Raw genomic sequence first — 17584 nt, 5'->3', positions numbered from 1 at the left:
CCCGCTGATGTCGTCGTGGCAGCCGTATGGCGCCGCCGCGCCCGCGCACGCATCCTCGGCGAGTCGTTGGCGCCCCTTCTCTCCCAACTGCTTTCGGGGGCCGATGCGGAGCCACTCATCGCGGGAATCGGGGCGCGGATGCGCGAGACCGCGCCCGGCAGCGCCGCGACCGCATTGAGTCCGAAGGTGCCCGTCGCGTCGATCACCGGCACCAACGGCAAGACGACGACGACGCGAATGCTGGCGCACATGGCCATGACCGCGGGCAAGAAGACGGCATGGAGTTCGACAGACGGCGTCGTCGTCATGGGCGAGGTCGTCGAGCCGGGGGACTATTCGGGTCCGGCCGGGGCGCGGGGGGTTCTCGAGACTCCGGGTCTGGAGATCGGTGTCTTGGAGACCGCGCGTGGGGGCCTGCTGCTCAAGGGGATGGGCGTCACCCACAACGACGTCAGTGTCGTCACGAATGTGTCCGCCGACCACCTGGGCATGCAGGGCGTCGACACCCTTGACCAGCTCGCGGAGGTCAAGGCCATCGTCACCACGGTCACCCGCCCTGGCGGCTGGACCGTGCTCAACGGCGAGGACCCCCGGGTGTGGGCCATGCACGCGCACTCTCCGGGTCGTCCGTGGGCGTTTGCGCTCGATCCGACCACGCCGGCGCTGCGCGAAGCCATCGACCGCAAGGGGCGCGGGCTGACGGTCATCGACGGCGACATCACCATCCTCCTGCCCGGTGCTGTGACTCAGAAAGTGTTGCCACTCAACGAGATTCCGGCGACACTTGCCGGCCTCTCGCAGCACAACACCGCCAATGTGCTGGCGGCGACGGCTGCCGGCCTGGGCCTCGGGCTACCCATGGAGGCGGTTGTCGAGGGATTGCGCAGCTTCAACCCGGACGACCGGCTCAATCCCGGGCGAATGAATATCTACTCGCTCCCGGCATCCGACGGCGAGGCGTCGGTCATCCTCGACCTGGCCCACAACGAGGCGGGCCTGGTGGCGCTGCTCGACGTCGCCCGAGGGCTGGCCGCCCCGGGAGGTCGCGTCTTGCTCGCCCTGGGGACGGCGGGGGACCGCACCGACGAGATCATGGAGGCGCTCGGGCAGATCGCCGGCCAGCGAGCCGATCAGGTCGTCATCGCCCACAAGGACCACTATCTGCGCGGTCGCAGCACCCACGACTTCGAGGTGCTCTTCGGCGCCGGACTGGCGCGCTCGGGAGTGGGCGACGTCGCGGCATACCCAAGTGAACTCGTTGCCCTGCAAGCGCTTTGTGAGCACGCGCGGGCCGGCGACGTGATCGCCGTCATGACTCACGAGCAGCGTGCCGAGATGGTCGCCTGGCTGGCCGAGCGGGGTGCACGGGCCGACGCGCCCGAGGACATCCGCCGCAAGGTCAAGCTCGCCCAGGGCAAGCACCGGCGCGAGGAGGACTTCGAGAATCTCTGGGACATGACCGACGCGTCGGCACGGATCGCTGCAGCAGCGGCACTGCATCGCGCATTGCCTGGCGACGCCCGAGCCGCCTACGAATACGCCGGCACGCTGGATGCCGCAGGGCGGGAAGCCGACGCGGTGCCCCTCTATGAGGAGGCGCTCGATAGCGGCCTTCCGGAGCCACATCGGCACCGGGCCCGCATCCAGCTCGCGTCGAGTCTGCGCAATCTCGGCCGGCCGGGTGAAGCCGTCACCCTGTTGGACGCCCTCGTCGCGGAACGACCCGAGAGTGCGGCAGCCATCGCATTCCGGGCGCTGGCCTGCCTCGACGCCGGGCAGGCGGAGACGGGCGTCGCCGACCTGATCGACGCACTGCTTGCCCGGGCCACCGACGACGACAGCTTCGCCTACCGACGCGCACTGACGGCATACGCGGACGAGGTGCGCGCACGCGCGGAGGGCTAGCCCGCCGGGTGGGTGCGCGCGTCGAAGTCCGGGTCGCCCGGCTCGTCTCCGCTCGAACCGGCCTGGGCGGAATGGGTGATCGTCTCCAGCTCCGCGACCACCTTGGCGTGGTTGTCGACGCACAACACGACGATGTCGCCCGGGTTGGCACGGGCGACGCAATGCCGCACTGCGTCGACCTCGTCGAGCACGGTCTCGGCCGCGCGGACGCGCACGCCGCCGGCAGCGTCGGCTTCGCGGATGCCCTCGCGGATGAGTTCGGCGGCCTCACCCGGCTGACGGCCACGAAGCCGCTGGTCCTCACGGACGACGAGCACGTCGAAGTACCTTGCCGCGACCCTGCCGAGCTCGCGCAGGTCCTCGTCGCGGCGGTCGCCCGCGGTGGCGATCATGCCGATCCGGCTGATCTTGCCCCACTCGGAGGTCGCGGCCTTGCGGTCGGCATAACGATCGACGAACTGGCCCAGCACCTCCATGCCCGGAGCGTTGTGGCAGTAGTCGACGATGACCTCCATGCCGCGCACGTTGATGAGGTTCATCCGGCCCGGCGAGAGGTAGTAGCTCGTGGTGAAGGTGCGCAGCCCCTGCCGGATCTCGTGCAGTCCGATGCCCGCGGCGAAGGCCGCCCCGGCAGCGGCCATCGCGTTGGCGACATTGAACATCGCCGTGCCCCCGAAGGTTGCCGGCAGCAGGTGGGTCCACGCCAATTGCATTGAGCGAGAACCATGTTTGATGACGATCATGTCGCCGCGTTCGGTGCGATCGAGGACGACGGCCCGGCCACCGCGGCGCAGCCGGGCATTGATGAACGCCCGCTCTTTGGAGTCCTCGGGCTTGAGGGAGTACCAGACGATGTTTCCCGAGCAGCGGTTGCGCATCCGGCGCACGTGCGGGTCGTCGGCGTTGAGGATGGCGAAGCCGTCGCGGGGGACCGCCTCGACGATCACGGCCTTGACGTCCGCGAGTTGTTCGAGTGTGTCGATGCCCTTCATCCCGAGATGATCGGGAGCGATATTGGTGACGACCGCGATGTCGTTTCGATCGTAGCCGAGCCCCTCGCGCAGGATGCCGCCGCGGGCGACCTCCATCACGGCGACCTCGACACGCGGGTTCTGGAGGACCATGCGGGCCGAGCGGGGCCCGGAGGCGTCCGACTTGATGACGAGGCGCTCGTCGATGACGATGCCGTCGGTGGAGGTCATGCCGACCTTCTTGCCCGTTTCCTTGAAGATGTGGGCGATCATCCGCGAGGTCGTCGTCTTGCCGTTGGTGCCGGTGACGGCGACGATCGGCACGCGTGACGGCGCCCCCGGCGGGAAGAGCAGGTCGACGACGGGCTTGGCGATGAACTGCGGTTCGCCCACCGTGGGGTGGGTGTGCATCCGGAAGCCGGGCGCGGCATTGACCTCGCAGATCGCGCCCCCGGTCTCGCGCACCGGAGCGGTGATGTCGGGGCAGATGAAGTCGATGCCGGCGACGTCCAGGCCGATCACCCGGGCTGCTTCCTCGGCGATCTCGACGTTGTCGGGGTGGGCGTCGAAGGTGCGGTCGATGGAGATCCCGCCGGTCGACATATTGCCCGTGAGGGCCAGTTTGACCATCGTGCCCTCGGGTGGCACGTCGTCCATCGCGTAGCCCTGATCCTTGACCCGCTCGATCGCTGCGTCGTCAACGGCGATGCGGGTCAACACCTTTTCGTGGCCGACGCCGCGGCGCGGGTCGGCGTTGGTGATGGCGACCAGTTGCTCGATGGTGTTGGTGCCGTCGCCGATGACATGGGCGGGCACGCGTTCGGCGATGGCCCGCATCCGGCCGCCGACGATCAGGCACCGGTAGTCCTTGCCGGTGATGAACGACTCGACGATGACCCAGCCGTTGCGGGACTGCTCCTTGGCGACGGCGAAGGCGGCGCGGACGTCGTCGGGGTTGTCCAGGTTCAGCCCGACCCCTCGCCCGTGGTTGCCGTCCAAGGGCTTGACGACCACCGGATAGCCGACGCGGCGGGCGGCCTCGACCGCTCCGTCCTCGGTGCGACAGGTCTCCTGCTTCGGCACGGGGAGGCCTGCGGATCCGAGGAGCTTGATCGTCATGTCCTTGTCGGAGGCGATGTCGACCGCCAAGGCACCGGTGTGCGAGGTCATCGTCGCCCGGATGCGCTGGGCGTACTTGCCCTGACCGAGTTGCACCAGGGACGCGGAGTTGAGCCGGATGAAGGGGATGTCCCGGCTCGCCGCCTCCTCGAGGATCGCTGCCGTCGAGGGTCCGAAGGCGGTGCGTTCGGCGCGGCGCAGGAAGAGTTCGAGTTCCTCGGCGAAGTCGAACTCGTCCTCAGGCTCGATCAGGTGATTGATCAGGCGCACCGCCAGCCGGCCGGCCGAGAGGCCCACGCCCTCGTCGGTGTAGCCGTAGACCACGTTGTAGACCCCCGGACGGTCCTTGACCATCCGGGTTTTGCCGCGGCGCTCGTCGTGGCCGGCCTCCTGTTGTAACTGGAGAGCGACGTGCTCGGCGACGTGCCCCACCCAGGTGCCCTCGCGCAGCCGCTCACCGAAGCCGCCCTCGTGCCCGCGAGAGCAGGTGTGGCCGCCGACGCGGGGCAGCAGCTCGAGCAGTCCGTCGGTGAATCCGGGAATGGTGTTGGTCGGGTAGCCCTCCAGGACACCGAGATCCACGACCAGATGGACCGCGGGGCGATAGGACCAGATATTGCCGCCGCGGTAGACCCGCTCTTCGATGATCCGCAGGTCGGGGGCCAGGGGTCCGGCGGGGGCGGGACGATCGATGCTCACGGCAGACTCCTTGGGGGGTGGGGGGTCAGGGGCGGGACGAGGCGGCAGTGGTCACGCTGACGCCGAGGTCGGGGTGTTGTTCGACGAAGTCGACCAGCATCAGCTTGACGATGTCGAAGGTCGAGCCTGCGGGGAGGGCATGCACGACCGCGCCGGAAACCAGCAGCGGTGCCCCGGTGCGGGCCTCGGGTGCGTCGGTCAGGGCCCGGCGGCAATCCAGGACGTAGGCGCCGCCACGGCCCAGCACGGTGAACTCGCGCGAATCGGTCACCTCGATCGCGGTGTCCTCGTCGATCCCGATCCCGATCAGGTCAGGTGAGCTGGCCACGATCGACATCAACCGGCCATACCGCTGCCGTTGCGCGAAATGCTGGTCGATAATCACCCCGGACAGCAGGCCGAGGCCATGGGTGAGTTGGGTTGAGCGTTGCCGTGGCGTGATGCCCTCGTCGCCGAGGGAGATCATGAACTCGCTCTGGATCGACGCGCCGGCTGACGTGCCGCCCACGACGGCGCCGCGCTGATGCGCGCGCAGGATGGCGTCGCCGGCCGCCGTGCCGGCGAAGACCTGGGCGAGCTTGAGCTGGTTGCCGCCACTCATGAAGACACCCGTCGCCTCGGCGATCACCCGAGCGAGGGCCGCGTCGTCCGCCTCGATGCGGGTGCGCGGATTGACCACGGCGCAGGACTCGGCGCCGTGCCGGGTGAAGACCTCGGTGTATGCCGTGACCACCTCGTCCTGGAAGGACGACGCCGTCGGGATGATGACGATCCGCGCGGACTTGCCGCCGGCGAGCTTGACGAAACGCTTGAGGATCTTGGCCTTGCCCACTCGATCCTCGGCGCCACCGATGATCAGCAGCTTGGTCGCGGGAGCGGCACGATCGGGCATTGGCCCACCCTAGTCGGCGCAGGCGATGGTGAGGGCTCGACATCCAGGCCGGCTCGCGGCATACCGCCAGACCGTGGGTGTGGCGCGTGCGGCCTAACCGCGCGCCAGCCGCAGCAGCGGCACCAGGTCGTCGATCCGCGGGCCCGGCAACGCGATGTCCGCGCTCTGCGCGACGACGGGCTTCGCGGCGAACGCGACGCTGAGACCCGCGAGCGCCATCATGTCCAGGTCGTTGGCGCCGTCGCCGATGGCGATCGTCGCCCCGAGCGGGATGTCCTCGCGAGCCGCGAACTGCCGCAGCGCGACCGCCTTGCCGGCGGCATCGATGATCGGACCACTCACCTCGCCGGTGAACCGTCCGTCGGCGACGGCGAGGCGATTGGCGCGGACATACCGGATCCCCAGGCTGTGCGCGATCGGGTCGACGATCTCGTGGAACCCGCCCGAGACGAGGGCCACCGCATGGCCCTCCTCGGCCGCCCACGCCAGCAACTCGTGCACCCCCGGGGTCAGGGTGACATCGGCCCGCACCTCGTCGAGGACGCGCGCCGGCAGCCCGGCGAGCGTGGCGACGCGGGCCCGCAAGGAGGCGGCGAAGTCCAATTCACCCCGCATGGCCGCTTCCGTCACGGCGGCCACTTCCTCCTCGGTCCCGGCCCGCCGGGCGACCAGCTCGATGACCTCCTGACCGATGAAGGTCGAGTCGACGTCACTGACGATGAGCAGGCGGGGATAACCGGCCAGCGCGGCAAAAGGATCCGTCACGGGGTGACAGTCTGCCCCTTGCCGATGACGACCAAGCCACTCTCGGTCACGGTGAAGCCACGTGCCTTGTCGTGCTCGAGGTCGAAGCCGATCGTCGTGCCCTCGGGGATCTGGACGTCCTTGTCGATGATGGTGCGCCGGATCTGGCAACTGCGGTTGATCGTCACATTGTCCATGATCACCGAATCGGCCACCTCCGAATAGCTGTGGACACGCACCTTCGGTCCGACGACGGAGCCGGTGACGCGGGCGCCGGAGATGATCGAGCCGGGGGAGACGATGGAGTTGAGCGCTTCGCCGAAGCGGTTGTGGTGGCCGTGGACGAACTTGGCCGGCGGCAGCGCGCCATAGGAGGTCAGCAACGGCCAGTCGTAGTTGTAGAGGTTGAAGACCGGGTTGATGTTGACCAGGTCCATGTTCGCGTCGAAGTAGGAGTCGAGCGTCCCGACATCACGCCAGTAGCCGCGGTCGCGTTCGGTGGCGCCGTCGACGGCGTTGTTCTTGAAGTCGTAGACATAGGCGCGGTCCTGGTCGACGAAGGAGGGCACGATGTCGCCGCCCATGTCGTGCGTGCTGTTCTCGTCCTCGGCGTCGCGGGTGACGGCGTCGACGAGCACGTCGGCGTCGAAGACGTAGTTGCCCATCGAGGCGAGCACCTCGTGCGGCGCGTCCGGCAGGCCCACGGCGTCGGTGGGCTTCTCGCGGAAGCGAACGATCTTGGTCGTGTCCTCGGCGTCGACCTCGATGACGCCGAACTGGTCGGCCAGCTCGATGGGCTGGCGGATCGCGCTGACGGTGATGCCGGCACCGGTCTCGCGGTGTTGGTCGACCATCTGCGAGAAGTCCATCCGATAGACGTGGTCGGCACCGAGGACGGCGACAATGTCGGGCTTCTCGTCGCGAATCGTGTTGAGGGACTGATAGATGGCGTCGGCGCTGCCGACATACCAACTCTTGCCCAGCCGCTGCTGCGCCGGGATCGCGGCGACATAACCGCCGAGCATCGTCGACATCCGCCACGTCTTGGTGATGTGCCGGTCGAGGCTGTGCGACTTGTACTGCGTCAGCACCACGACCTGCCGGTAGCCGGAATTGACGACATTGGACAAGGCGAAGTCGATGAGCCGGTAGATCCCGCCGAACGGCACCGCGGGTTTGGCACGGTCCGCGGTCAGCGGCATCAAGCGCTTTCCTTCGCCTCCGGCGAGGACGATGACGAGAACCTTCGCTTCCTTACGCGGTGCCATGTATCCGAACCTAGTGGTTCGGCGACCGTTGCGGCGAGGGGAACCGCTCACATTGCCCGAGAGTGTTCGCCCTTCGGTAGCCGGAACGTCGCCGACGGGACTACGTTGCAGATGTGCGCGTCGACATTCTGAGCAAGGAGTACCCGCCGGCCATCTACGGGGGAGCGGGGGTGCACGTCGCCGAACTGGTCCGGGCCCTGCGAGCCCGGGGCGACATGACGGTCCAGGTCCGCTGCTTCGGCGAGCCGCGGGACGAGGCCGACACCACGGCATACCCGGACCTGGCCGAACTCGCCTCCGCCAACGCCGCCATCCAGACGATGGGGGTGGACCTGTCGATGGTCGCCGGCACCGAAGGCGCCGACCTGGTGCACTCGCACACGTGGTACGCCAACTTCGGCGGGCACGTCGCGTCATTGCTCGGCGGTATGCCGCATGTCATCACCGCCCACTCGCTCGAGCCGCTGCGCCCGTGGAAGGCCGAGCAGCTGGGGGGCGGCTACCGCGTGTCGTCGTGGGTGGAGAAGACGGCGTATGAGGCGGCGGCTGCGGTCATCGCGGTGAGCGCGGGGATGCGCGAGGACATCCTGCGCAGCTACCCGTCGATCGACCCGGAGAAGGTCAAGGTCGTCCACAACGGCATCGATTCGCAACTGTGGCAACCCAATCCGGATCTCGACACCGTCCGGCGTCACGGCGTCGACCCCGACAAGAAGTCGGTCATCTTCGTCGGTCGTATCACCCGCCAGAAGGGGCTGCCCTATCTGCTGCGGGCGGCGGCGAACCTGCCGCCGGACGTCCAACTCGTGCTGCTGGCCGGGGCCCCCGACACGCCCGAGATCATGGCGGAGGTCGAGGGGCTGATGGCGGACCTGCGGGAGCAGCGGGGGGACGGCGTGATCTGGGTCCCGGAGATGTTGCCGCGCGCTCAGGTGACGGCGATGCTCTCTGCCGCAACGGTTTTCGCGTGCCCGTCTGTCTATGAGCCGCTCGGCATCGTCAACCTCGAGGCGATGGCGTGCGAACAGCCGGTCGTGGCTACGGCGACCGGCGGCATCCCCGAGGTCGTGGTCGACGGCGAGACCGGCTGGCTCGTCCCGATCGAGCAGGTCCAGGACGGCACCGGCACCCCGACCGACCCGGACAAGTTCGTCGCCGACCTCTCCGCCGCCCTCAACGAGGCCGTCTCCGACCCCGACCGCGCCCGCCAGTTCGGCCTCGCCGGCCGCGCCCGCGCCGTCGAGTCGTTCTCCTGGGCCTCCATCGGCGACCGCACCCTCGAGGTCTACCGCTCCGTCCTCGGCTGACCCCGGACCCGAGGAACCTCTGCTAGCAGAGGAAAGTCAAATCAGCACACCTAGGGAGGTCTGCTGATTTCACTAACCTCTGCTAGCAGAAGTTCCTTGGGGGCCGGGTCAGGGGCGGTCGAGGAGGAGGACGAGGGAGGCCCGGGTCGGGTCGTAGGTGCGGCGCTTCTCGGCGGGCAGGTCGGCGGGGGTGCCGGGGCGGAAACCGTGCTCGAGGAACCAGTGCGGCGTGGCAGTGGTCAAGGCGAACAGGCGCCGGTACCCCCGCGCCCGGGCCGTCGTGCGCGCTCGGCGCAGCAGGTGCGCGGCGAGGTCGCGCCGACGGTATGCCGGGTGCACCACCACGCACGCGAACTCGGCTGCGTGGTCGTCGGGGTAGTCGATGAAGGCGTTGCAGGCGATGACCATCCCGTCCCGGGTGATGACCGAGAAGGTGTCGATGTCCAGCTCGAGTTGCTCGCGGCTGCGTGGGCGCAGGATCCCCGCCGCCTCCAGCGGTGCGATGAGTTCCGCGATGGCGCGGGCGTCGTCGACCCGCGCCGGCCGGATCGACTCGTAGTCGTCGTCGTCGGAGATCATCAGCCCCGACCCGTCCCGCGTATAGAGCTCACGCAACAGCGGCGAATGACCTTGTGTCCCGATCAGGTGGACGCGCCCGACGCCGCCGGTCACTGCGGCGATGCCCGCCCGTATGCAGTTGCGGTCCTCCGCGCTCAGCTCGCGATCGCTCTGGCTCACCAGGGGTTCGGCCGACGCCAGGGACAGCTGCCCCGCGTCGCCGCTGCCGAGGGCGGCGCGCCAGCGCCCGGGTTCGGACTCCATGACGAAGATGAGTTTGTCGGCGCCGAGCCCGATGGCGACCGACTCGGCGATGTCGGCATTGCGCAGGTTGAACGTCTCGCCCGTGGGGGAGTAGCCGATCGGGGAGAGCAGCACGATCTGGTCCTGCTCGACGGCACGCCGGATCTGGGTGATGTCGACGCGCCGCACCTCGCCGGTGAGCTGAAGATCGACGCCGCCGCGCACACCGACAGGCTTGGCCGTCACCCACGACCCGCCGACGACCCGTGGTTGTGACTCTTCCTTGACCGTGACGCTCCGGCTCGCCGAGAGCCGCGCCTCCAGATCCATCCGCAGCACCCCAACCGCGGCCTTGACAGCCTCCATCGCGGCCTCGTCGGTGATCCGCAGGTCCCCGCTGTATGCCGGCGCCTGCCCCCGGATCGCCAACTCCCGGTCGATCTGGGGCCGGGCGCCGTGAACGAGAACCAGACGCACGCCGAGGGAGTGCAGCAGGGCGATATCACCGAGGAGCCGGTCGATGTCGTCGCGGGCACACACCTCGCCGGGGATGACGATGACCACGGTGCGCCCATGGTGGGCGTGCACATAGGGCGCGGCGCCACGCAAGGCCGCGACAAACGTCTCAGCGTCCAAGGACGCGGCGTCCTGCGGAGCGACCGCGCGCAGCGGGACGGGGTGATCGGTCACAGCCCGAAGCGTAGCCACGCCGCACTCGCACGCGTTCGGGAGGACGCCGGGCGGCAGGTAGGGTCGAGAGCATGAGTGACGTCCTCGCCTTCGCCGGCGTGTCGGTCGTGCGCGGGGGCAAAGCCCTGGTCAAGGACATCGACTGGGAGGTCGAGGAGGGGCAACGCTGGGTGGTCTTGGGCCCCAACGGTGCCGGCAAGACGACGCTGATCCAGCTCGCCTCCGGGCGCATGCACCCCAGCGGCGGCGTCGCGGGCATCCTCGGTGAGGTACTGGGCGCCGTCGACGTCTTCGAGTTGCGTCCCCGCATCGGCCTCGCCTCGGCCGCTCTCGCCGAACGCATCCCCGGCCGCGAGCGCGTCCTGGATGTGGTGGTGACCGCGTCCTACGGCGTCGTCGGCCGCTGGCACGAAACCTACGAACGGATGGACGAGGGGCGTGCCCTCGAGTTGCTCGCCGCGCTCGGCGCCGACCACCTGGCCGAGCGGACATACGGCACCCTGTCCGAAGGCGAGCGCAAGCGCGTCCAGATCGCGCGCGCCCTGATGACCGACCCCGAACTGCTGCTCCTCGACGAGCCCGGCGCCGGGCTCGACCTCGGTGGGCGCGAGGATCTCGTGGCCCGCCTCGGCGAGATCGCCGGCGATGTCGAGGCCCCCGCCCTGATCCTCATCACCCACCACGTCGAGGAGATCCCGCCGAACTTCACGGACGTGCTGCTGCTCAAGGACGGAGAAATCGTCGCGCAGGGTCCCCTCGAGATCACGCTCACGGAGGACAATCTCAGCAAGACCTTCGGTATGCCGTTGATCCTCGATCAGTTCGGCAACCGCTACACCGCTCGCGCAGGAAAGAGGTGACGGCGTGAACTGGTTGCAGGACAACGCCTGGTTGGGGTGGCTGGGTCTGGCGATCGCGCTCGCCGCGGTGGAAGTCGCGACGGTCGATTTCGTCTTCGTCATGCTCGCCGGCGGCGCCCTCGCCGGTTCGCTGGCTGCCGCCCTCGGTGCACCGTTCGGTGCTCAGGTCATCGTCGCCGCGGTCGTGGGTGCCCTCCTGGTCTTCCTCGTCCGTCCGCTGGTGCGCTCCCGGTTCCTCGAGGGCGTCAGCGATCACGGGATCGGGGCGTCCTCGCTCGTGGGTCGCAGTGCCCAGGTGGTCCAGGCGGTCACGGAGTATGACGGCCGGGTCAAGCTCGGCGGTGAACTCTGGTCGGCGCGTCTCGCCGACGGCGCGCGAGTGTGCGAGGCCGGCGAGGAGGTGCGCGTGGTGGCGATCCACGGCGCCACCGCGATCGTCAGTGCCGAGAAGGCGATCACCGATCGCTAGGCGTCCGCGCGACTCCGGTGACACCCCGAGGGAACCGGAGCGGCGGCATACCACTCAAATCGTGTGAAGGGGGCGGCCACCGGGCCGTTCACATCAGCAGAACAGAAAGTAGTCACCATGGAACCGGGCATCATCGTCCTCATCCTGTTCCTCCTCCTCGTCGTCATCGTCGTCGTGCGCACGGTGCGGATCGTGCCGCAGCAGACGTCGCTGATCATCGAGCGGCTGGGTCGCTATTCACGCACCCTCGAAGGCGGCATCCACTTCCTGGTGCCCTTCGTGGACAAGGTGCGCGCCAATATCGACCTGCGCGAGCAAGTCGTCTCGTTCCCGCCGCAGCCGGTGATCACCTCCGACAACCTGGTCGTGAACATCGACACCGTCATCTACTACTCGGTGATCGACGCGAAGTCGGCCGTTTACGAGATCGCCAACTTCATCCAGGGCATCGAGCAGTTGACCGTCACCACGCTCCGCAACGTCATCGGATCGCTCGACCTTGAGCAGACGTTGACCTCCCGCGACCAGATCAACGGGCAGCCGCGGGGCGTTCTCGACGAGGCGACCGGCAAGTGGGGCATCCGCGTCAACCGCGTCGAGCTGAAGGCCATCGACCCGCCGATGTCGGTGCAGGAGTCGATGGAGAAGCAGATGAAGGCGGAGCGGGACCGGCGCGCCGCCATCCTCAACGCCGAGGGTGTCAAGGCCAGCCAGATCCTCACTGCGGAAGGCGAGAAGCAGTCCTCGATCCTGCGGGCGGAGGGCTCGGCTCAAGCCCGCATCCTCGAAGCGCAGGGCCAGGCGCGTGCCATCCAGCAGGTCTTCGACGCGATCCACCGTGGCAAGCCGACCCAGAAGCTGCTCGCCTACCAGTACCTTCAGACCCTCCCGCAGCTGGCCCGCGGCGACGCGAACAAGATGTGGATCATCCCCTCGGAGCTGACTGACGCCCTGCGCGGCATCGGCAACACCCTCGGCGGAGTCAACACCGCCCCGGGGCCGGAGGAGGACGAGGAGTGGGTCGACCCGGGCGAGGAGCTGAGCAACCCCTTCGCGGGCACCGAGCTCGAGGACTCCACAAAGGCGCTGGCCGAGGCGCGGGGCCAGGCCGGGCAGGTCGAGAACGAGGCCAACGAGCACGCCGCGCCCGCCCCGCGCGTGCAGCCCGCCCCGGACACGCAGCCGCAGCTGCCGCCCCCGGCGACCCAGCCGATGCAATTCCCGTATGGCGAGCCGCAGCTCCCGCAGGTCGCGGAACCGCAGGTGGGCGAGCCCGGGCAGAGCGTGGCGCCGCAGCCGCCCACCGCGCCACCGAAGGGCTGAAGCGCACCGGACCGCACCGCATACCCGCGGACGCGACCTTCGCCACCCGCACACCCTTGATTAGGGTGTGCGGGTGTCGTTCTGGGAGTCGGTGCTCGTGGTGCTCGCGGGCGTGGGGGCCGGCACCATCAACACCATCGTCGGCTCGGGTTCCCTCATCACGTTCCCGATCCTGCTGCTGCTCGGGGTGCCCCCCGTCTCGGCGAACGTCTCGAACAACCTCGGCATGCTGCCCGGCGGGATCGCCGGCGCCTACGGATACCGGCGGGAACTGCGCGGCCGCTGGGGTCCGCTGCTGAAGCTGCTGCCGTGGTCGGTGGTCGGTGCGGCGGTGGGTGCGGCGCTGCTGCTCGTGCTGCCGGCCGAGGCCTTCCGCAAGATCGTGCCGATCCTGATCGGGTTCGGCCTGTTGATGGTGATCTTCGGGCCGCGGTTGCAGCGGTGGAGCGCAGCGCACCATCAGGAGACGGGTGCGATGCCGCGTTGGCAGGCGCCCGCTTTGGTCGTCGGACTCATCCTCGCCGCAATGTATGGGGGCTACTTCGGGGCGGCGCAGGGTGTCATCCTCATGGGGCTGCTCTCCACGCTCGCGCACGGGACCCTGCAGGAACTCAACGGCTGGAAGAACGTGCTGGCGTCCACGGCGAACTTCGTGGCCGCGGTCGTCTTCGTCAGCGCAGCGCCCGAGCAGGTCGACTGGGGGGTCGCCGCCCTGATCGGCGTCGGCAGCTTCATCGGCGGATTCATCGGCGCCGGGGTGGGGCGCCGGCTGCCGCCGGCCATCCTGCGCGCCATCATCATCGCGATCGGTGTGGTCGGCATCGTCAAGATCATCTTCTTCCCCTGACCACCGCCTGCGAAGGACCCGCGTGCCCATCGAAGTGACCTCGCTCGACGATCCCGCGCTGCGCGACTACGTCGGGCTGACCGATGTCGCCCTCCGCACGCGCGCCGAGCCGGAGCGCGGTCTGTTCATCGCCGAGTCGGAGAAGGTGATCCGTCGGGCGCTCGCGGCGGGCTACCGGCCACGGTCCTATTTGATGGGGGAGCGGTGGCTCACCGACCTGGGTGATCTCGTCGCCGAGGCGGAGGCGGGCGGAGTGCCGGTCTATTGGGGGCCGGCACAGACGCTGGAGCAGCTGACCGGCTTCCACCTGCACCGCGGGGCGCTGGCGGCCATGCAGCGCCGGCCGCTCCCGGGGCTCAGCGAGGTCCTGGCCACGGCCCGTCGGGTGTTCATCCTCGAAGATATCGTCGACCACACCAATGTCGGGGCGATCTTCCGGTCGGCCGCGGCGCTGGGCGTGGATGCGGTGCTCGTGACGCCCAGGTGCGCGGATCCGCTCTACCGCAGGGCGATTCGCGTGTCCATGGGCACCGTCTTCCAGGTGCCCTGGACCCGAATCGACCCGTGGCCAGGTGGCCTCGCCGTCCTGCGTGACCTCGGCTTCGTCACGGCCGCAATGGCGCTGGGGGATGAGTCGCTTTCGCTCGACGAGCTTGCGGCGCACGCGCCCCAGCGGCTGGCGTTCGTGCTCGGCACCGAGGGCGACGGGTTGCACCCGCGCACGCTGACGCACGTCGATCAGGTCGTGCGGATCCCCATGGCCGGCGGCGTCGACTCCCTCAACGTCGCTGCCGCTGCGGCGGTCGCGGCGTGGGCCCTGCGCACACAGCCCTGAGCAGTGTTCACATGAGAACATAAGTCTCGTTGCCACGGCCGCCGGTCTCGTTGCCTTCCCCGTCGCCGCATCCACGATCGGCGCACTGGTGGCCGCCGTGAGACCACCCGGCCCGCGGGTGGTCAGCGGCGTGCAGCACTTCGCGGCGGGGGTTGTGAATGCCGCCTTGGTCGGTGAGATCATGCCCGAACTGCGTGACGAGGGGCACGTGCTGTGGACGATCGTCGGCTTCGTCGCCGGGGCGGTCCTTGTGCGGGCGCTCGGGGAGTACGGCCGGCATAGCGAGGAAGCGGCCGCCGTGGCCGCCGCAGCCCATCCGAAGGGATCGCTTCGGCGGCAGGCGGTGCCGCCGGCGTGGCGAAGACCTTGCCGATCGGCGTGCTCGGGGCGATCGCGGTCGATCTGCTCCTCGATGGCGTGCTCGTCGGGCTCGGGTCCGCCTCGGCTCGACTCAAGGCATCATCCTGACCATCGCCCTAACCCTGGAGATCCTCTTCCTCGGCCTCTCGGTCGTCTCCGAGTTGACCGAGGCGGGGGCCAGCAGACAGCGGGCTGTGCTCATCTGTACCGGACTGGGGCTGATCACCGCGATCGGCGCCATCGACGCTGCACTCTTCCTCGGTTCGGTGAGCAGCACAGTGATGAGCGCAGTGCTTGCCTTCGGCGCGGCCGCACTGCTCTATCTCGTGGTCGAGGAACTGCTGGTCGAAGCCTATGAGGAGCGAGAGTCGGTCACCCTCGGGGCGATGTTCTTCCTCGGGTTCATCCTCAGCTACGCCCTCTCCGCAGCGGGGGGCTGACGGCGCGGCGCTAGCGGATCGGCGCCCGCCGGACCAGGCGGTCCAGCAGCTTCTCGAGTGCAACGGCAGGATCGGCGGCGAGACCGCCGTGCCGCGGCCCGGGCTGCACGACAGTGCTGCGCGGAGCGGCGAGCCAGCCGAATCGTTTTCCGGCAGTGGGGAGTTCGGGACGTCCACGGCCGGTGACACCGCGGCATACGTCGCAAACCACGGCGAGGGACGCCTCGACCGCGCCCAGGTCGAGCGCGGGGAAGAGCGCGCCCAGCCGGTCTTCGTCGACCTCGAACGCCGCATCGAGGAAGCCCACCTCGTCGGCGAAGAGCACCACCCCCACGTTGACGAATTCCTCCCGCTCGACGCGGGGGACCACGCGCAGCGTCACGTATTGGTAGGGGATCACCGGGCACCTCCCGGCAGCCACGCCGCGGCGCCGGCGAGGCGGGCCCGCAGATGCGCTGCGTATGCCGCGCGCACGCCCGCGAGGTCGGGGACCCCGTCGGCCGGCTCCAGCCAGGCCTCGGGCACCGCGCCGATGACGGCGTCGATCAGGTCCGGCACGCGCGGGGCGATCCGTGCGTGCGCCTCGGGGACCGGTGCGGCGATATCGGCCAGCACATGACCGGAGGCGTCGAAGGGCTGCGAGGCGAACCGGCCGGCGTCCGGAGCCCGCCGGGGCCATGAATGGTGGAAGTAAAGCGCGGCGCCATGGTCGATGGTGAACGTCTGCCCATGCCAGACAAGCAGATTCGGGTTGTTCCACGTGCGATCGACGTTGGCGGTGAAGGCGTCGAGCCAGATGATGTCGGCGGCGAGTTCGGGAGCAGCGGGGCGCGACCCGTCATACCCGAAAGCGCCCGGCAGGAAGTCGACGCCGAGGTTGTCGCCGAGGCTGGCGTTGAGGAGGTCCTGGACCTCCTCGTCCGCCTCGTACTTGGCGATGTCCTTGGCGACGTCGACGGTCACGAGCCGAGGGGTCGGGATGTCGAGCGCTCGGGCGAGCTCACCGACGATGACCTCGGCCACGAGGACCTTCAGCCCCTGCCCGGCGCCGCGGAACTTCACGACATAGGTGCCGAGATCGTCCGCCTCGACGATGCCCGGCAGGCTGCCCCCCTCGCGCAGGGGCGTGACGTAGCGGGTGGCACGCACGTGGTCGAGGCGAAGCTGGGCAGTCATCGCGCCAGAGTATGCCGCGCGCATAGGGTTGATCGCATGGCGAAACTCAATCCCTATCTGACCTTCGATGGCACGGCGCGGGCCGCGATCGAGTTCTACGCCGCCGTCTTCGGGGGACATGTCAAGGTCACGACCTTCGACGAGTTCGGCGACCCCGGCAACCACGGCGTCATGCACGCCCAGTTGGACACGCTCGAGGGCTTCACCCTCATGGCGTCCGATCTGCCACCGGGCGGGGGCGCCGACCACGTGGTCGGCACCAATGTCGCGGTCAGCCTGAGCGGGATGGAGGCCGACCTGCTGCGCGAGTACTGGCATCGCCTGTCATCGGGCGCGACGGTGACTTTGCCGTTGGAGAAGCAGATGTGGGGCGATGAGTTCGGGATGCTCATCGACCGCTTCGGCGTGCACTGGATGGTCAACATCGCTGCCGCACCCGCAGCCGCCGCGCCCTGATCCCGCATTCCTCACTCCGGACAACCTGACTCCGGAGGACCTTGACTCCCGACATAACGCGAGAGCCCGAGACCGCAGCCGGTCGGTGACCTGCGCTGCCGGCCTCGGGCCCGCCCGCGACGAAACTCGATGGAGGGGTTACGAGCCTGTCGCCTGACTCGTGCCACGTTGGCGTGATTCCGGGTCGGGCCGGATGTTTGTGCTGGTCAGCGGCTTGAAGGCTTCGAGGTTGACACACTAATCGGGCCGGTAGGGTCGGTGCTCGTGGTGTTTGTGCGGAAGGTCCCGACCGCTTCGGGGGCCACGGCGGTGCAGATCGCTGAGCGTGTCGGGGACCGCGACAACGTGATTGAGCACGTGGGATCGGCACGCACGCCGGCTGAGCTGGTCGCCCTGCTCGAGGTCGCGCGGGCACGGATGCA

At 69.0% G+C, this 17584-nt stretch carries 16 protein-coding genes and 1 pseudogene; 10 read left to right on the top strand and 7 right to left on the bottom strand.

What is annotated here, in order from left to right:
* On the top strand, positions 1 to 1905 hold a 1905-nt coding region (locus BN11_RS07195; protein WP_053084029.1), incomplete at its 5' end, for a tetratricopeptide repeat protein.
* Here BN11_RS07195 and cphA read toward each other — a convergent pair.
* The 4 genes from cphA to glgC form a co-directional block, all read right to left on the bottom strand.
* Positions 1902 to 4694, bottom strand: coding sequence for a cyanophycin synthetase (gene cphA, locus BN11_RS07190; RefSeq protein WP_048696202.1), 2793 nt, complete (start codon positions 4692 to 4694; stop codon positions 1902 to 1904). The genes BN11_RS07195 and cphA overlap by 4 nt on opposite strands.
* Positions 4695 to 4719: 25 nt before the next feature.
* The gene (locus tag BN11_RS07185) at positions 4720 to 5586 is read right to left on the bottom strand and encodes a cyanophycinase (protein WP_048696201.1); all 867 of its coding nucleotides are present in this window, start codon (positions 5584 to 5586) and stop codon (positions 4720 to 4722) included.
* A 93-nt stretch (positions 5587 to 5679) separates the two neighbouring features.
* On the bottom strand, positions 5680 to 6351 hold the full coding sequence (gene serB / locus BN11_RS07180) for a phosphoserine phosphatase SerB (protein ID WP_048696200.1): 672 nt from the start codon (positions 6349 to 6351) through the stop codon (positions 5680 to 5682).
* Positions 6348 to 7598: a glucose-1-phosphate adenylyltransferase gene (gene glgC / locus BN11_RS07175; protein WP_048696199.1), complete on the bottom strand. Its 1251-nt coding sequence runs from the start codon at positions 7596 to 7598 to the stop codon at positions 6348 to 6350. Before glgC ends, serB begins: the two co-directional genes overlap by 4 nt.
* Before the next feature lie 113 nt (positions 7599 to 7711).
* Here glgC and glgA point away from each other — a divergent pair, with 113 nt between their 5' ends.
* Positions 7712 to 8905 (top strand): glycogen synthase, encoded by a 1194-nt coding sequence (glgA, locus tag BN11_RS07170; RefSeq protein WP_048696198.1) that lies wholly within the window; start codon positions 7712 to 7714, stop codon positions 8903 to 8905.
* 108 nt (positions 8906 to 9013) lie between these two features.
* Here glgA and argA read toward each other — a convergent pair whose 3' ends face one another.
* The gene (argA, locus tag BN11_RS07165; RefSeq protein WP_235435399.1) at positions 9014 to 10396 is read right to left on the bottom strand and encodes an amino-acid N-acetyltransferase; all 1383 of its coding nucleotides are present in this window, start codon (positions 10394 to 10396) and stop codon (positions 9014 to 9016) included.
* A gap of 71 nt (positions 10397 to 10467) precedes the next feature.
* On the opposite strand from argA, the gene BN11_RS07160 reads away from it, so the two are divergent.
* The 6 genes from BN11_RS07160 (at position 10468) to BN11_RS24645 (ending at position 15530) form a co-directional block, all read left to right on the top strand.
* Complete coding sequence (locus BN11_RS07160; RefSeq protein ID WP_048696197.1) at positions 10468 to 11256, top strand: ABC transporter ATP-binding protein; 789 nt, start codon at positions 10468 to 10470, stop codon at positions 11254 to 11256.
* Positions 11257 to 11260: 4 nt separating this feature from the next.
* The gene (locus tag BN11_RS07155; protein ID WP_048696196.1) at positions 11261 to 11725 is read left to right on the top strand and encodes an NfeD family protein; all 465 of its coding nucleotides are present in this window, start codon (positions 11261 to 11263) and stop codon (positions 11723 to 11725) included.
* Positions 11726 to 11842: 117 nt separating this feature from the next.
* Complete coding sequence (locus BN11_RS07150; RefSeq protein ID WP_083433592.1) at positions 11843 to 13048, top strand: SPFH domain-containing protein; 1206 nt, start codon at positions 11843 to 11845, stop codon at positions 13046 to 13048.
* A gap of 73 nt (positions 13049 to 13121) precedes the next feature.
* A complete protein-coding gene (locus tag BN11_RS07145; RefSeq protein ID WP_048700978.1) occupies positions 13122 to 13895 on the top strand; it encodes a sulfite exporter TauE/SafE family protein in 774 nt (257 codons plus the stop codon).
* Positions 13896 to 13917: 22 nt separating this feature from the next.
* Entirely contained in the window at positions 13918 to 14730 is an 813-nt protein-coding gene (locus tag BN11_RS07140; RefSeq protein ID WP_048696195.1) for a TrmH family RNA methyltransferase, read from the top strand.
* Between the two features lie 554 nt (positions 14731 to 15284).
* Entirely contained in the window at positions 15285 to 15530 is a 246-nt protein-coding gene (locus BN11_RS24645; protein ID WP_048696193.1) for a hypothetical protein, read from the top strand.
* Positions 15531 to 15540: 10 nt separating this feature from the next.
* Here BN11_RS24645 and BN11_RS25090 read toward each other — a convergent pair whose 3' ends face one another.
* Complete coding sequence (locus BN11_RS25090; protein ID WP_048696191.1) at positions 15541 to 15930, bottom strand: DUF3037 domain-containing protein; 390 nt, start codon at positions 15928 to 15930, stop codon at positions 15541 to 15543.
* Positions 15927 to 16706: a HipA family kinase gene (locus tag BN11_RS25085; protein ID WP_048700976.1), complete on the bottom strand. Its 780-nt coding sequence runs from the start codon at positions 16704 to 16706 to the stop codon at positions 15927 to 15929. The genes BN11_RS25090 and BN11_RS25085 overlap by 4 nt, the downstream gene beginning before the upstream one ends.
* A gap of 36 nt (positions 16707 to 16742) precedes the next feature.
* On the opposite strand from BN11_RS25085, the gene BN11_RS07115 reads away from it, so the two are divergent.
* Positions 16743 to 17162, top strand: coding sequence for a VOC family protein (locus tag BN11_RS07115; RefSeq protein WP_048696189.1), 420 nt, complete (start codon positions 16743 to 16745; stop codon positions 17160 to 17162).
* Between the two features lie 264 nt (positions 17163 to 17426).
* A pseudogene (locus BN11_RS26330) lies at positions 17427 to 17584 on the top strand (IS1634 family transposase); the annotation flags it as partial.

Origin of the sequence: Nostocoides australiense Ben110, assembly GCF_001050535.1 — a bacterium.
Taxonomy (GTDB): Bacteria; Actinomycetota; Actinomycetes; order Actinomycetales; family Dermatophilaceae; genus Nostocoides_A; species Nostocoides_A australiense.
This window is presented reverse-complemented; position numbering and strand designations above follow the sequence as displayed.

Excerpts from the sequence above, each read along its gene's own strand:
- BN11_RS07160 (WP_048696197.1), top strand. The coding sequence starts at position 10,468 with ATGAGTGACGTCCTCGCCTTCGCCGGCGTGTCGGTCGTGCGCGGGGGC.
- glgC (WP_048696199.1), bottom strand. The coding sequence starts at position 7,598 with ATGGCACCGCGTAAGGAAGCGAAGGTTCTCGTCATCGTCCTCGCCGGA.
- BN11_RS07115 (WP_048696189.1), top strand. The coding sequence starts at position 16,743 with ATGGCGAAACTCAATCCCTATCTGACCTTCGATGGCACGGCGCGGGCC.
- BN11_RS07185 (WP_048696201.1), bottom strand. The coding sequence starts at position 5,586 with ATGCCCGATCGTGCCGCTCCCGCGACCAAGCTGCTGATCATCGGTGGC.
- BN11_RS07150 (WP_083433592.1), top strand. The coding sequence starts at position 11,843 with ATGGAACCGGGCATCATCGTCCTCATCCTGTTCCTCCTCCTCGTCGTC.
- BN11_RS25085 (WP_048700976.1), bottom strand. The coding sequence starts at position 16,706 with ATGACTGCCCAGCTTCGCCTCGACCACGTGCGTGCCACCCGCTACGTC.